10 protein-coding genes and 1 other annotated feature are annotated in these 15,304 nt (G+C 35.7%); of the genes, 3 read left to right on the top strand and 7 right to left on the bottom strand.

The features are described from left to right. Nucleotides 1–133: 133 nt before the first annotated feature. Nucleotides 134–2,860 (bottom strand): hypothetical protein, encoded by a 2,727-nt coding sequence (locus HMPREF0077_RS04120; protein ID WP_004836706.1) that lies wholly within the window; start codon nt 2,858–2,860, stop codon nt 134–136. A 263-nt stretch (nt 2,861–3,123) separates the two neighbouring features. Between HMPREF0077_RS04120 and HMPREF0077_RS04115 the strand changes: the two genes are divergently transcribed. Continuing rightward, nucleotides 3,124–4,488, top strand: a complete 1,365-nt coding sequence (locus HMPREF0077_RS04115) for a Na+/H+ antiporter NhaC family protein (protein ID WP_004836705.1) — start codon at nt 3,124–3,126, stop codon at nt 4,486–4,488. A gap of 58 nt (nt 4,489–4,546) precedes the next feature. Here HMPREF0077_RS04115 and HMPREF0077_RS04110 read toward each other — a convergent pair whose 3' ends face one another. Further along, entirely contained in the window at nt 4,547–5,194 is a 648-nt protein-coding gene (locus tag HMPREF0077_RS04110; protein WP_004836704.1) for a Crp/Fnr family transcriptional regulator, read from the bottom strand. A gap of 241 nt (nt 5,195–5,435) precedes the next feature. On the opposite strand from HMPREF0077_RS04110, the gene HMPREF0077_RS04105 reads away from it, so the two are divergent. Beyond that, entirely contained in the window at nt 5,436–6,656 is a 1,221-nt protein-coding gene (locus HMPREF0077_RS04105) for a diphosphate--fructose-6-phosphate 1-phosphotransferase (protein ID WP_004836703.1), read from the top strand. Nucleotides 6,657–6,796: 140 nt separating this feature from the next. On the opposite strand, the gene HMPREF0077_RS04100 is transcribed toward HMPREF0077_RS04105, so the two are convergent. Then, nucleotides 6,797–7,831, bottom strand: a complete 1,035-nt coding sequence (locus HMPREF0077_RS04100) for a YeiH family protein (protein ID WP_004836702.1) — start codon at nt 7,829–7,831, stop codon at nt 6,797–6,799. Between the two features lie 106 nt (nt 7,832–7,937). On the opposite strand from HMPREF0077_RS04100, the gene HMPREF0077_RS04095 reads away from it, so the two are divergent. Then, nucleotides 7,938–8,813, top strand: coding sequence for a LysR family transcriptional regulator (locus HMPREF0077_RS04095; RefSeq protein WP_040349400.1), 876 nt, complete (start codon nt 7,938–7,940; stop codon nt 8,811–8,813). 84 nt (nt 8,814–8,897) lie between these two features. Here the strand turns inward: HMPREF0077_RS04095 and brnQ are convergent, their stop codons facing one another. From brnQ to HMPREF0077_RS04075, 4 genes are all read right to left on the bottom strand, one after another. After that, nucleotides 8,898–10,241: a branched-chain amino acid transport system II carrier protein gene (brnQ, locus tag HMPREF0077_RS04090; protein ID WP_040349399.1), complete on the bottom strand. Its 1,344-nt coding sequence runs from the start codon at nt 10,239–10,241 to the stop codon at nt 8,898–8,900. 64 nt (nt 10,242–10,305) lie between these two features. Continuing rightward, nucleotides 10,306–10,534: a binding site (T-box leader), on the bottom strand. Nucleotides 10,535–10,633: 99 nt separating this feature from the next. Continuing rightward, nucleotides 10,634–11,572: a 2-keto-3-deoxygluconate permease gene (locus HMPREF0077_RS04085; RefSeq protein ID WP_004836699.1), complete on the bottom strand. Its 939-nt coding sequence runs from the start codon at nt 11,570–11,572 to the stop codon at nt 10,634–10,636. Nucleotides 11,573–11,705: 133 nt separating this feature from the next. Further along, on the bottom strand, nt 11,706–13,823 hold the full coding sequence (locus tag HMPREF0077_RS04080; protein WP_004836698.1) for a glycoside hydrolase family 3 protein: 2,118 nt from the start codon (nt 13,821–13,823) through the stop codon (nt 11,706–11,708). Nucleotides 13,824–13,902: 79 nt separating this feature from the next. Continuing rightward, complete coding sequence (locus HMPREF0077_RS04075; protein ID WP_004836697.1) at nt 13,903–15,297, bottom strand: MFS transporter; 1,395 nt, start codon at nt 15,295–15,297, stop codon at nt 13,903–13,905. Nucleotides 15,298–15,304 lie beyond the last annotated feature (7 nt).

Raw genomic sequence — 15,304 nt, 5'->3', positions numbered from 1 at the left:
TAATCAGAATTTTTGCCCTATTTCCTAATAAAGCTAGCTTGAAGATAACAAGGGGCTGTGTAAAATTTTGTGTATTAAAGCTTATGATTAAGCTAAAGAAAAACTACCCGTTTGCACAGGTAGTTTGTAAGTTTTATTCATATTCAGCTAATATTTTTTCTGCTCTTTCAAGTTGGGTGTTAGATTTTGCCAACCAGTTTAGGACTTTGCCTCTAACAGATCTGATGATGTTTGGGTATTTTTCTATAAGCATTCTCAAAGCCTTGTTTATTATCTTGTTTTCTTCATGGGCTTTTTTGAGTTTTGCTAAAGCTAATTTTTTCTCTGGGCTTATTGGTTTTTTAGCCTTTCTTTGCTTTTGCTTAGAGTTTTCTTTTGGATTTTCAGGTTTTTGTTTTTCTTGTTCTGGTTTTTTTGTTTCTGGTTTTGCTTGTGGAGTTTTGCCTGATTCGCTTGGCTTTTTCACATCTGGTTTTACTTGTGGTGCTTTGCCTGATTCGTTTGGCTTTTTCACATCTGGTTTTACTTGTGGCGCTTCGCCTGATTGGTCTGGCTTTTTCACATCCGGTTTTACTTGTGGTGCTTCGCCTGATTGATCTGGCTTTTTCACATCTGGTTTTACTTGTGGCGCTTCGCCTGATTGGTCTGGCTTTTTCTCTTCTGGTCTTCTTTCTGGCTTATTTTTTTCTTTTTCAGCCATTTGTTTTAGGGCATCTAAGCTTAGTTGTTTACTTCTTATATCCTTATTAGCTGTATCAATTTGCCCTTGCTTTAGGGATATCTCACCATTTAGCTTAGTGAGTTTTTTCTCCATATCAGCAATCTTTGCTATGAGGTCATTGTTCTTTCCTCGCTCTTCTGAAAGTTTTGCGGCAGCTTTTGCATAATCCATTTTTCTATCTGGAACTCTTTTGTTGATTTTATCAATTTCTTGATTAATGCTTTCTATGGTTTTTTTGTTATTTTCGATCGAGTCTTTCTTTGATAAGTTTTCTTTTTCTAGCTTTTCTTTTGTAGCATCATAGGCTCCTAGATTCTTTAGGGCCTCTGTATTTTCAGCTATTTCTTGGTCTACTTTTGTGATTCCTTCATTTGCTTCTGCTAGGGATCTTTCTTGAGTTTTTACAGCTTCTTCTGCAGCTTCTTGTTGTTTTCTAGCTGGTTGTAAATGCTCTTTATCGTATTTTGGCTTTTCTTTCTCATCCTTAGCAAGCAACTTTTCAAGCCTATCTTTTTCTTCTTCTTTCTTTGCCTTATCCGCTTTTAGAGTCTTTAATCTCTCTTCTTTATTTTTGGCATTTTGTTCGTTTTCAGCTATAAGCTTTTCTAGTCTAGCTACTTCTGTCTTAGCTTTTTCGTAGCTTATTTTGATTCCCGAAAGAGAACTGTTTAGTACAGATAAACCATCTTCTGCCTGCTTTATTTCTCTCTTGGTTTCTTCACTTGTAGGGTCTTGATTTTTTTTATTTTCAAGCTCTTCTTTCTCTTGATTGATTTTACCTAAAGCAGCTTTTTTTACATTTAATTGTTCTCCTATTCCAACTAACTTTCCTTGATCCACATCATTTAGTTGAACATAATTTGCAACCTCTTTGTCTTTTTGGTCCATTTTATTTTCCAAGTCTTTTTCCTTTACTTGTAATTCTTTTAGACCCTCCCTTGCTGTTGCAAGATCTTTTTCTGCTCTCTCTCTATTTGTTGAAGGATTTCCTAAGCTGGAATCATCTTTACCTTCTTTTCTAGCTTGTTTTTGATTTTCCTCAGCTTCTTTTGCGTTTTGAACTGCAAATTCTAGATTTTGTATTTCTGCTTCTTTGGCTTTAATATTTTTTCTTATAGACTCTAACTCTGTGCGATATTCTTCTTTTTCACTTTTTGCTTTTTCTATATTTTTGGTTCTTTTCTCAATAAGTTGAGTAATGTCCTTCTTTTGACCATCTAACTTAGTCATTTCTTTTTCGATAGAAGAAATTTCGTTTTCTTTTTCTTCGATATTCTTATCTAAGTCTGGGTCATAGTTAGGGTTAGCTTTCTTGAGACTAGCTAATTCTTTTTCAAGACTTTCTTTTTTTGCAAGTCCATTTTCATATGTTGTAATAATATCCTTATTAGCAGCTAAACTCTTCTCATTTTCTGCATTATCAAAATTCTTAGCTTCAAGTTCTGATATTTCTTGGCTTATTTTTGCAAGTTCCTTGGTATTTTCTTCAAGTTTAGCCTTGTTTTTGTTGATATCTTCTTCTATTTTTTTGGAGTAAGCTTCGTGTTTTTCAACTTCTAATTTTGCCTTAGCAAGGTCTTTTTTGGCTTGTTCTAGCTTATTTTCGGCATCTTTCTTCTTAGCTTCTAGCTGTGTTTTAAAGTCTTTGCCCTTTTCAATTTTTCCCTTTAATTCTTCTATATCATCTTTGTTTTTTTCTAATTGACCTAGTTTGAGATTATTTTCTGTAATAGCCTTATCTAAACGTGTATTTTCTTCTTCCAAGCCTTGTATTCTTTTCTTAGCTTCATCTATTAGCTTTTGGTCTTGGGCTTGGGCATTCTTAGCTTCTTCTAGTTTTTCTTCAGCCTTTTTTAATTCTTTGCCAAGCTTAGCCTTAGCTTCTTTTATTTCTTCTTCTAGGGCTTTTTTCTCTTTTTCTAGGCTAGCCTTCTCATTTAGCTTATTAGCTAAATCTTTTTTCAAAGCTTCAAGCTCTTTTTCTATTCTTCCTATTTGATCCTTCTCGTTTTCTGCCCTTGTGTTTGTATTTTTACCTGCCTCAGTACTATCAGCCCCTACAAGATTTATATTTCCAACAAATGTTGAAGTTGACAGGGCCATGGCTAAAGCGATGCTTGCTATTTTTTGTTTTTTCATATATATTCCTCCATTAAATGTATTAGCTATTATTTATAGGTTTTTCTTTATTATAAATGAAGGGATATTAAATCCGTATAAAGTTTTGTAAAAAAAACTAAAAAATGTAAATAAAGCTAAAAAATATAAAATTTTTTAAGTTTTTTTCTTGGAATAATCTTCGTATGAATCTTTTTTTAATAGGATTTACTTTTGTATTTTACATTTTAAAACTTTAGCATAGAATTATAGTACATGATGAAATTTATGAGGGGAGGTGAATTATGAAAGAAAATAAAAATATTTCAGCTAAGGCCCTAGTTCCTTTTTTGGTTTTTATATTTAGTTACCTTCTTACAGGAGCAATCTTACAAAGCAGAGGAGTTGAGATGGCCTTTTATCAAGTGCCTGCCCCTGTTGCTGCCTTTCTAGGAATTATTACAGCCTTTATTTTGTTTAAGGGAAGTATTGACGATAAGTTTGACAACCTCATAGCAGGTTGTGGCGATTCCAATATCATAATCATGTGTTTGATTTATATTTTGGCAGGAGCCTTCTCAAGTCTCGCCAAGGCTTCTGGCGGTGTCGATTCTGTTGTTGGTCTCGGCCTATCCTTTGTTCCTCCAAGATTTCTTACGGCTGGTGTTTTTTTGATAGCTTGTTTTATTTCTATTGCAACTGGCTCATCTGTCGGCACTATTACTGCCCTTGGCCCCATAGCCCTTGGCCTTGCAGAAAGTGGCGGCATAAATATAGCCTTGATGCTTGGCTCTTTGGTAGGCGGATCTATGTTTGGCGATAACCTTTCTGTCATATCCGATACAACAATTGCTGCTACTAGAACGCAAAACTGCGATATGAAAGATAAGTTTAGGATGAATGCAAAGATAGCATTTCCATCTGGCCTTATCACTTTCATCCTTCTTATTATTTTTGCAAGACCTGAAAGTGAACCTAGTCAGAAGCTTCTAGCCTATAATATTATAGAGATTATTCCTTACTTATTTGTTCTCATTGTCGCCCTTATGGGGGTAAATGTATTTTTAGTCCTTACTTGTGGAATTTTCCTCTCAAGCCTTGTTTTGCTAAGCAATAATGGCTTCAACTTATTAGAAGTAGCTCAATGTATCTGGCAAGGATTTACAGGCATGTTCGAGATTTTCCTCTTGTCTATGCTAATAGGAGGTCTGTCCAATATGGTCGCCAAGGAGGGTGGCATCAATTGGATAATTTCTAAAATCAAAAAAATCGCCAAGGGGAAAAGGTCAGGAGAAATCGCCATTGGCCTTTTGGTTTCTATCGCTGACCTAGCTGTTGCTAACAACACAGTAGCAATTATTATCTCAGGGCCCATAGCAAAAGAAATGTGCAAGGATATGAAAATCGATCCAAGAAGGAGTGCATCCTTGCTTGATACTTATTCATGCGTCTTCCAAGGTATCATCCCTTACGCAGCTCAAGTATTGATAGCGGCAAGCTTTACTGAGGGAGCCGTAGCTCCTTTTGAGATTATCCCTTATTTCTGGTATCAATTTATCCTAGGGATAATATGTACAAGCTCAATCTTCTTCCCTTTTACTAAAGCAAAGGATAAGTGGAACTTTGAATATGATATGCCAGAATCCAAGGCCCAGTATTTAGGAAAATAAGCGCAAAAAGCTCTTCGCTGACCAAGTCTTTTGTGAAGAGCTTTTTCTTAAATTCTATTTATATCATAGCTTCCAAGGATTTTCTATCTTCGATTCTAATAAGCTTATCTTCAATTCTTATTAGACCCTTCTTAGCCATTTCCGATAAGCTCCTTGATAAGGATGGGCGGGTTGTGGCGAGATAGTCTGCCCATTCTTCCCTAGATATTGTAAGCTTTACTAGGTCATCTTTTTCATTGTCCAAGAGAAAGGCTGCTATCTTTTGCTTGAGATTAGCTTGGGAGTTCATTTGATTTTTCTTTGAAAGTTTTAGGCTTTTTCTTGCCAAGATTTCTATAAAATTTATCCTGAAATTTGTAGATTTGCTTGTATTTATAAGCTTTCTAAAGTCTTTAATAACTAAAACCTTACTATCCACATCTGCTTGGGCCCAAAAATCAAAGGGCTCTCTAAGATAGGCATAGACTTCACCAAATATAGCAGGCTTATCGAAACTTGCTATTATATATCTCTTGCCTTCAGGATCTATCTTATAGACCTTGATTCTTCCAGCTATTAAACAATACAAGTCATCCTTTATCTCGCCCTTAGTAAAAATATGACTATCCTTTGGATAAGTTATTAGATTAAGGTCTGCGATTTTTTTAATCTCCTCTATCTCCTCATTTTTCAAATTTTTGAAGATAGAAATTTTTCTTAAATCCATTTTTCCCCTCCCTATATTACATAAATTTTTAAATATGTTTTTTCTTCTAAATAGATTAAACTCTAGGATAAAGGATTCGACAAAATAAATCTTTATTTTTCAAATTAGTCATATTAACTCTCACCCCCTTCTTTTAAAGATAGGCTTTCTTCTTATATAAAAAGTTTTTTTTATAACAAAGCTTTAAAATATTTTCTAAATTCTGTATACTAGAAGTGAAATTAAGTAAAGGAGTGAATTTATGAATTGTATCATCGCCCAATCAGGTGGGCCTACTAGCGTTATCAACTCATCGCTTGCTGGAGCTATCCAAGCAGCTATCGACAATGATTTTGATCAAATTTTCTTAAGTCTCCATGGGATTGAGGGAATTATCAAGGGAGAATTTCTTGAAGTAGACAAGAAAAAATTTAAACTAAACGAAGCTAAGGATAGACTCATGGCTCGTCCTTCTTCTATTTTAGGCTCATGCAGGTTCAAGCTTCCAGAAGATTTAAAAGATGAAACTTACAATAAAATTTTTACCTTTCTCAAAGAAAAAGATATAAATGTCTTTGTCTACATAGGTGGCAATGACTCAATGGATACTGTAAAGAAACTAAATACCTACATTCTTTATAACAAGATTTATGGAATTAATGTTATAGGTTGTCCAAAGACCATAGACAACGACTTAAATGGCATGGATCATTCACCAGGCTTTGGGTCAGCTGCCAAATACATAGCCCACACTCTTAGGACTATAAGGGCTGATGTCGATGTTTACGACCTAGAATCTGTTACCATAGTAGAAATCATGGGTCGTCATGCAGGTTGGCTCGCAGCTTCATCACTTCTCGCAGACTACGGCTACTGCAAAGACCTAGTTAATCTCGTCTATGTTCCAGAAGTGGATAAATCCCTAAAGGATATAGAAAACGATGTGAAAAACAAATTGAAAGAAGAAAAAAATATTATCATAGCTATGGCAGAAGGCTTCCGCGATATTGATCACTCACTTGATAAGCCAATGTTTTCAAATACCGACGATGGTTTCAAGCACCCAGTAGTAAGTGGTTTTGCCAAAAGACTTGCTGACTATCTAAGAGATAAGCTTAAAGTAAAATCAAGGTCTGTCGAGTTAAATATTGTTCAAAGAACATCCACTTGCATATCCAAAACCGACTCAGACGAGGCCTTCAAGCTTGGCTATCTAGCCTTAAAACTTGGTATAGATAAGTCTAACCTCATTCCAGTCTTAAGAAGAAAAGAAGGCAAGGACTACGAAGTCTTCTACACAGAAGTAGAACCAGACCTAATAGCCAACAAGGAGATGAAAATTCCTAAGGATTGGCTAAAGGATGAAAATACCCTAAGAGAAAAAATAACAGCCTACGCCCTCCCTCTAATCCAAGGAGAAGTAGACCAAACATACGAAAACGGCATGCCTGTTTTTGTCGAGCTTTCTGATTTTACCAAGTAGTTTTTTCTTATCCTCTTAAAGCTTATTTATTTTTTAGAATATAAGAGATATAAAAAATCACCCATGACTTAGTTTTTCTTCTAAGTTAGGGGTGATTTTTAGTTAATAGGGTTTTTGATAGCTTTAACTTACTTTTGTTCTTACAAAATTCCTAGCAATTTTTCAAGTGTTAGGGTTATTGTAGTTATTGCTATAAAGCAAACTCCACCTAGGGCTAGGGGTCTTGCGCCTGATTTAAGGAGTTTTACTATATCAGAGTTAAAGCCTATGGCAGACATTGCCATCACTATGAAAAACTTTGATAGGTCTTTAAATGGTTTAAAGAAACTAATATCTACTCCCTTGGCAAGAGCAATTGTTGTTATTAGGCTTGCTAGGATGAAATAAATTATAAAGAATGGGAAGATTTGTTTTATTGATATTTTATTATTAGCCTCTTTTTCGGCATTTCTCATTCTTATAAAGGCTAGTCCTAAGCAAATAGGAATTATTGCAAGAGTTCTTGTTAACTTAACTGTTACTGCCTTATCTAGGGTTTGGCTACCAAGCTTATAAATACTATCCCATGTAGAAGCGCAGGCTGTAACTGATGATGTATCATTAACAGCAGAGCCTGCAAATATACCAAAGGCATGACCATCTACGGTAGAAAAACCAATCATACGACCAAGACTTGGAAATAAGATAGCAGCTAAGATATTAAAAAAGAAAATTACTGATATAGCCTCAGCTATTTCATCCTCATCTGCATCTATAACAGGTGCTGCTGCTGCAATAGCAGAGCCTCCACAAATTGATGATCCAACTCCTATGAGGGTTGCAATTTTTCCTTCTAAAAGCCCAGACTTGTAAGCGAGGTAGGCTATTATTAGTGAGGTTGATATGGTAGATAGGATTATAGGTAGGGATTCCTCGCCTGTCTTTAATACTAGGCTAAGATCAAGACCGAATCCTAGAAGGATTACCGCATATTGAAGGATTTTTTTGGATGTAAATCTTACTCCATCCATATAGGACTTTTTCTCCTTAATTATTTGACCCATGACCATACCGATTAAAATAGCAAAAACTGCTGGTCCTACGAGTGGGACTTTATTACCTATGTATTGAGAAATCACAGCTATTATTAAGCAGAGGATGAGCCCTTTTGTGTTTTTTTCTATAAATTTTGTCATACATTCTCCTTTCGCTTTTCCTATTATAACAAGGGATTATTATAATGTAAAATTATAATTATTTACACTCTTATAAATATTTGTTATGATAAATAAGGAGGTTACAATGTTAGATTTTAGAATAGTAAGTTTTTTGGAAGTATGTGAATACATGAATTTTACAAAGGCAGCTGAGAGCCTTAATATAACTCAGCCTGCTATATCTACCCATATCAAATATTTAGAAGAGTATTATAATTGCAAACTGTTTTATAGAAATAAGAGGAATTTATGTCTTACAGACCAAGGCAAAATTCTAAAAACAGCTTTAACTTCTATGTCGAATGACGAAGATAGGCTAATGAGCTTAGTCAGCAGCAAAAATACTAAGAAGGAAAAAATTTCCTTGGGTTTTACGAGGTCAATCGGTGAATACATAATTTTAGATAAACTCATAGCCCTAATAAAGGAGAAGGCTTCTTGCAATTTTCACATCTTCTACGAAAATACTGACGAAATTCTAAAGGATCTTGATGGGGGAAAGATTGACTTTGCAATAATCGAAGGCTTTGTTACTGCTAAGGATTATTTTATCAAAACTTACAAGACTGATAGGGTTGTCTGTATAGCCCACAAAGATCATAAATTTAAAAAACCAGTAAGAAAACTTACTGATTTGTTAGACGAGAGGGTTATTATCAGAGAGGATGGCTCCGGAACCCTTGCTATATTGAAAAATTTCCTCAATATGGACAATATTGATACCAACGATTTTTCTAATATCATCGAAATTAATAATATGCACGCCATAGTAGCCCTGCTTAGAAGGGATTGTGGTATAAGTTTTCTATTTGAGTCTTGCGTAAAAAAGGAATTAGAAGCAAATGAACTTAGGATTGTCGAGCTAGAGGATTTTAATCTTACTCACGATTTTTCTTTTGTAGCAAGCAAAAACTCTATTTTTATTGATTCATATTTAAAAATTGCCGAAGCATTTTATTAGCCTTATATATTTCTCTTCTTTGGGATAAAATAGACCTCCCTAAGCTTTCGTCCTAGCTCGGGGAGGTTTTTTGATGGATTTATTTTAATATTCTTGTCTTGCTTTTTCTAAGGAGCTTAGATTGCCTAGAGCCTTTACAGCAAGGCTTGTTAGCACTACTACTACTAGGGTTGGTAATAGCCAAGATAGACCTTCTTTATACATTGGTAGGGCCTTTACTAGACTTGTTACAAAGCCAAGGTGTAGTTTAAAGGTTTTATCCAATACTTCTATTAAAGGTAGGCCAACTGAAACTGCTGCAGCAAAAATGTAAGAGAGTTTGCTGAAGTTTAGGAAGCTTTGGCTTATACCCATTACTATTAGTACAAGGGCTACTGGATAGATTATTTGTAGGAGTGGTACTGATATTTCCAAGAGCTTATTTAGACCAAAGTTTGCCATTATAAATGAGAATAGAGTCCATATACATACCCAAGACTTGTAGGATAGTCTATTGTTGAATAATTTCTCAAAATATTCTCCACCACTGCTTATAAGTCCAACGCAAGTTGTTAGGCAAGCTAGGGTAAAGATAAAGGCTAATAAAACTAAACCAAAATTACCAAGGGCAAGTTTTATAGATTCAGCAAGAACTTGGGCACCATTTTCAAGACCAACGAACTTAGCACTTCCTACCATACCTATACTTGCAAGCATAGCATATACTACAAAGAGGACAAATCCTGCAAGAAGACCTGCTTTTATCTCATATCTTGTAACTTCTTTCTCATCATTAACCCCAAATCTTCTTATAGCTTGTGCTATAACAAAACCAAAGTTAAGGGCTGCAACTGCATCCATTGTTTCATATCCTGCCAAGAATCCTTTTGTAAGAGGAGCCTTTAAATAATCTCCTGTAGGAGCTGCTACGCTTTTATCCATACTTATAACCTTAAAGAACATGAAGGCTATCAATAATAAGAGGGCTGGTGTAAGAAATTTTCCTACTCTTTCGACAAGCTTGCTAGGCTTTAAGCATATAGCAAGGGCTAAGGCAAAAAATACAAAAGTATAAACAAGCCTAGCTAGGCTCATGTTGAAAGATGCTGGTATATATGGTGCTATAGCCATCTCGAAAGGAACTGATCCTGCTCTTGGTATGCCAAGTCCAGGTCCTATTGATAAATATATTGCTGTTGTGAAAACTAAAGCAAAGGCAGGGTTCACCCTGTTGGCTAGATTTGATAAGCCATTAGTTTTTCCTACTACTATTGATCCCAAAACTGGAAATACTACAGCAGTAACGCAAAAGGCCAATAGAGCAACAAAGGTTGCTTTTCCTGCCATATTTCCTAAAAGAGGTGGGAAAATTAAATTTCCTGCTCCAAAGAACAGACCGAATAACATTATACTAACTTGTAAAAATTGACTTCTAGATAATTTTTTCATTATTTCCTCCAAAAATTTATTAACAATATTTATCCATCAAAAAAGTCCCTTGTCTAAACATTAGACAAAGGACGAAATATTCCGCGTTACCACCTTTATTCTTATATAAATATAAGCTCTCAAGCATCTAACAATGCTGGGTTTTGATAACGCCAACCATGGCGACACATCTTACTTTCTTCAGACGTGCAAAAGAAAAATGATTTTCGAACTTACTTCTAAGATTGGATTCCACCTAAGACCAACTCTCTGTGCTTGTCCATAAGCCTACTCTTTTTTTCGTAATTTTTAATAACTATTGTTAGCTATATTATAAGACCATCACTTTAATTTGTCAAATATTTTTCTATAAAAATTCAAATTATTTTATAAGTTGCAGACTTTTAAGGCTTCTAGGCCCTATTGTTTTTTGACTTAGCCCAAAGGGCGGTAATCAAAGGTGTAAGAATAATAGTAATGACCGCTGAAGCAGCTACTTGGGCAGTAGCAAGACCAACAAGGGGAAGATAAGACGGATCAATTTCTGCAATTATTTGAGGCACAGCAACAGCGTTAGCTCCAGTTGTAGATATAGCCCAAGCGGCATGGCCTGGTCTTTTGTTAATATAAATATCTGCAAGAAGGGTAATAGAACCAATAATAAAAATCACTATGAAGGCAAGTATTAGTCCTGAAAATCCAGCCCTAAATATATCTTTAAAATTAATTGAAGAACCCATGGTAAAACCCAAAAAGGGAATTATGACCTTCTGTGATAATTTCAAAATCTTAGCAAAATCCTTATCAATATTGCCTATAAGTATCCCAATTATTACAGGCATTAGAGAATCTGCCATAGCCCTTAGAGGAATGTTCGCAATCCCAGACATACCTAAAACTAGCATAGCAAGCATGGGACCTGTAATCAAACTAGTAATACCAGCAAGACCCTGATCCAAATCATCTCCGTAGTCGATATTTAGGGTGATAAAAACAGAATTATTATGGTTAAGACTAGCGCAAACCAAGGCAAGTATGGATATACCAAATATTCCATCTCTGCCAAAAAAGGAAGCTACAAGAAAAATAATAAGTAGTCCTGCACCTAGACGAGCTATAGCTATAACAGAAAATCTCTTAAATATTTCAAAAATATTAGAAAAATGGATCTGACTACCCGCAGCAATCAAATTTATTCCCATAAGAGTCTTCATCCCGGCACTCGTAAAAAGAGCCTCAGTAAAAACACCAAAGTGCAAAAGGCTAGGCAAAAGAGTATTGATAAGACCTGCAAGTATCAAGGGAACCATCATATTAGCTGCAGGAATTTTTTTTATTAGAGCTTTAAACATAAACTACCTTTCTTGATAATATAATTTCTCATATAAAATACTACAAGATTATATATTGAGCAAAAAAAAATGATGGTGATAGATAGAATTAGGATTTTAAGCTATCACCATCATTAATCATTTATAACCTATCTTAGTAAGTTAAGCCAAAGCCTAGTTTATATTCATTGCCACATTCATCCTTGTAGGCATAGGTCATGCCTTCTGGCATATATTTTTCTTTGTCATAGCCTGGAACATCGTTAGGGCTTACGCAGATTCCTTCTTCATCCACAGCTATAGCTTCTTCTGACTTAGGGAAGGTGAATGGAAGTTTACCTGTTGGGGCGAATTTTCCTGTTAGGACATCCATTTGGGCGGATGTAAAAGTCTCAAAGTGGGCTAGTAGAGCGTCAGCCTTCACTTCTGCTTTTTCTAATAGCCAAGGCATGTTTGAGTTTACTGTAACTATTAGTTTTGCTCCATTTTTGTCGGCAATTTTCCTATATTCGTCAAGTTTGTCAATATTAGCTACTGTTGTTTCAGTATATTCACTTCCATCCATAGCCTTGTTAGTTTTGTTTTCACAAAGGTCAAGTTCTAGTAAACCAGGTGTTGCTGTAAAATAGTTACCTGATTTTGGTGTGATTTGTACATAAATATAATCAGCGTCATTTATGTCTCCTACTATTTTAATATCATCCCTATTTTTTAGTTCTTCTATTGCTTCTTTTCTAAAGGTTTCAGCCTTATCGGCTTCTTTGTGGAGATAGCCAACATAAACTTTTGCCTTATCAGCCATAGGTAGGCAATTTTCTTTATTTTTTAGGAGAACTACTGATCTAAGGTGGGCTGAATAAGCTTTTTTCTTGTTTTCTTCATTAGCTACGAAGTCTTTTGCCCTTTGTGGGTCTACATAGGTTTTGTCATCGAATAAGCCTAGATCAAACATTTCTGTAAGTAGTCTAATATTTGCTTCGATTAATCTCTCACGACTAATTTTACCTTCTTCATAGGCCTTAATTATCCATTCAACTTCGTTAGTATCTGAGATTAGGTCAACTCCGTTGTTTATGGCACAGGCTGCACGATCTTGCTTTTCTAGGTGCATCATGCCCCAAGCCATGTTATCGAGGATGCCTGAGTCTGAGTTGATGTAGCCCTTAAAGCCCATATCCCCTCTTAGGATATTTTGGATAAAGTATTGGTTAAAGGCAAAGCCAACTGGCTCGAAAGGAATTTTTTCTCCCTTATAGTTTTGAACGGCTGATTTGTCATGGGAAGGTATTGAGTAGTAAGGCATGATTGATGAAACTTTTTTCTCTGCAGCTCTCTTAAATGGTGGAAGATGGTATTTTTCTAATGAACCAGCTGTAGCATAGACATTGAATTTTCCTTCCTTGTAGTGAGGGTCAAAGCCGTTTTCCCTAGCTCCACCACCTGGAAAGTGTTTCATGGTAAGGGCTACTGATTCGCTATTTAATTCTTCTCCTTGGAAGGCTTCTATTAAGTCTTCACAAGCCTTGGTGATTAATTCTACATCTTCTCCCAGGGTTCCATAAAATCTTTGCCATCTAGGGTCTGTGGCTGTGTCGATCATGTACATATAGCCTTTTCTAAGTCCTGAATATTTCCACTCATCTCTTGCGATTTGTCCAAATTCCTTGAAGATTGAGTATTCATAATCCCCATATGGGTGGAAGTTTCTTGCCCTATCTCCAAGATAGGCTGCGGCAAGACCTAGGGTTGATGGATAGGTTGTAAATACTCCTACTGCATCGTTCATACCGAAGGTTCTTTCTGCATTTTCATTTCTTGAGTTTGAAGCGATTATTACAGGTATGCCCAGTCTAGAGCTTTCGGCAACTTCATTCATAGCATTTGCCCATTTAGCAATTTCATCTTCTGAGAAGTTATCTCTTAGAATAAAGTGGCGAAGGTTTTTATCAAGAATATGACCTGTTGAACCGTGGTTTATTTGACCTATAAAAATATTTGTATCTTCATAAACTTCTTCATCAAGAAGACCATCATGGCTTGTTTTCGCCTTATCTTCTTGGCTAAGACCCATTCTTTGGGACTTAATCATCATATTTCCAGCAAGCTCTTCTATAGTCATCCTATAGGCAAGGTCCTTCGCACGAACGCTTGATGGTAGACGCCAGTCCTCATAAGGGTCAAGAGAGCCATTTCCATTTAGGTCTTTAAACTTAAAGCCTTCATTTTCTATTAGTTTTTTGTTTCTTACTTCTAGTTTTAATTGCTCTGTCATTTAATCCTCCTAGTTTTATATTTTTACCCTAAAAAGGGTTAAAAAACCTCCAATCATTTCCAAATTGGAGGTTAGATTATTATTCTATTTCAAGTCTCTTATCTTCTAGGTATTTATTGTTTTTCTCAACAGTCTTTCTATCAAGTGGATATATTAACAATACTACCAAGCCACCAAGGCCCAAGGCTACAGCTGGTATTAGGGTTGCTACATTGTATATTCCAACAGCAACTTCATGAGTTTGGGTTGCTGCTCCTGCAACATAGCCTACTGCTGCTACTGCAAATCCACCAAGTCCTCCAGCGAAAGCTTGACCTAGTTTTCTTGCAAATGAATAGATAGCGTAAACTTTTCCGTCATCTCTTATGCCATTTTTAATTTCTAGATCATCTATTACGTCTGTAATCATAGCCCAGGTTAGGGTGTTGAAGATTCCTAGGAAAATGTAAGCAATTACTGTTCCAGCTAAGAACATATACATATTTTCTAGTTTTAAGATGAATAGTATAAAGTAAGTAGCTGCGGAACCTAATAATCCTATAGTTGTTGCTTCTTTCTTACCAATTTTTTGTCCAAGCTTCATTGCCATTGGAGCTGTAAATAGCATAGGCACTGTACCACAAAGACCTGCTAGAGCCATACCTGTTGTGTTTTGGAAGTAGGTTGAATAAACATAAATATTCATTGATCCAACTAAAAGCATTGCTAGTAGCAAACAAACTGATATTACTATGATTGATAGTAGAGATCTCTTGGTGATTACATCGCCAATTCCTTGGAGGATGTTCTCTTTTTCTCCACCTGATTCTCTTTCGATGTCAACCCTTTCTGTACAGAAGCTGTAGCAGATAAAGTAAGATACAATTGCGAGTATGCCGTAAATTCCTGCTACAAGAGGAAATCTTCCTTCGAGAAGAACATCTGGTTGACCTGCAACTTTTTGATAAATTAGATAAGGAGTAACAAAACCTATTACAAGACCTGCAACAGTTGCTCCTAGGGTTCTAAAGGTTGAAAGTTCTGTTCTTTGGTCAGCTTCTGGTGTGATTGCTGATGCCATTGATCCATAAGGAATGTTGATAAAGGTGTAACATAATGATCCCCATAGTATGTAGGTTGCATACATTATGATGATTTTTGTTCCCATAGGTAAATCTTTTAGTCCTGATTGGAATAATAGGAAACCTGCTATTGCTACTGGTATAGCACCCCATTTGATAAATGGTCTAAATTTACCATCCTTATTTCCTGGAAACTTATCTACGATTGTTCCCATGCCTACATCGGTGAAGGCGTCAATTATTCTTGATATAAAAAACAATCCACCAACCATTTTTGGATCTATTCCCCATACGTTAGTGTAGAATAGCATAAGGAAACTACTTACGAGGGTAAAAGTAAAGTTATTAGCAACATCACCTGCTGCATAACCTATCTTATCTCTAATGCCAAAAGGCTTTACGTTTTTTTGCATTTTTTTC

Source organism: Anaerococcus tetradius ATCC 35098 (assembly GCF_000159095.1).
GTDB lineage: Bacteria > Bacillota > Clostridia > Tissierellales > Peptoniphilaceae > Anaerococcus > Anaerococcus tetradius.
This window is presented reverse-complemented; position numbering and strand designations above follow the sequence as displayed.

Bases quoted from the DNA above. Each gene is read 5' to 3' on its own strand.
- HMPREF0077_RS04120 (WP_004836706.1), bottom strand. From the start codon at position 2,860: ATGAAAAAACAAAAAATAGCAAGCATCGCTTTAGCCATGGCCCTGTCA.
- HMPREF0077_RS04115 (WP_004836705.1), top strand. From the start codon at position 3,124: ATGAAAGAAAATAAAAATATTTCAGCTAAGGCCCTAGTTCCTTTTTTG.
- HMPREF0077_RS04110 (WP_004836704.1), bottom strand. From the start codon at position 5,194: ATGGATTTAAGAAAAATTTCTATCTTCAAAAATTTGAAAAATGAGGAG.
- HMPREF0077_RS04105 (WP_004836703.1), top strand. From the start codon at position 5,436: ATGAATTGTATCATCGCCCAATCAGGTGGGCCTACTAGCGTTATCAAC.
- HMPREF0077_RS04100 (WP_004836702.1), bottom strand. From the start codon at position 7,831: ATGACAAAATTTATAGAAAAAAACACAAAAGGGCTCATCCTCTGCTTA.
- HMPREF0077_RS04095 (WP_040349400.1), top strand. From the start codon at position 7,938: ATGTTAGATTTTAGAATAGTAAGTTTTTTGGAAGTATGTGAATACATG.
- brnQ (WP_040349399.1), bottom strand. From the start codon at position 10,241: ATGAAAAAATTATCTAGAAGTCAATTTTTACAAGTTAGTATAATGTTA.
- HMPREF0077_RS04085 (WP_004836699.1), bottom strand. From the start codon at position 11,572: ATGTTTAAAGCTCTAATAAAAAAAATTCCTGCAGCTAATATGATGGTT.
- HMPREF0077_RS04080 (WP_004836698.1), bottom strand. From the start codon at position 13,823: ATGACAGAGCAATTAAAACTAGAAGTAAGAAACAAAAAACTAATAGAA.
- HMPREF0077_RS04075 (WP_004836697.1), bottom strand. From the start codon at position 15,297: ATGCAAAAAAACGTAAAGCCTTTTGGCATTAGAGATAAGATAGGTTAT.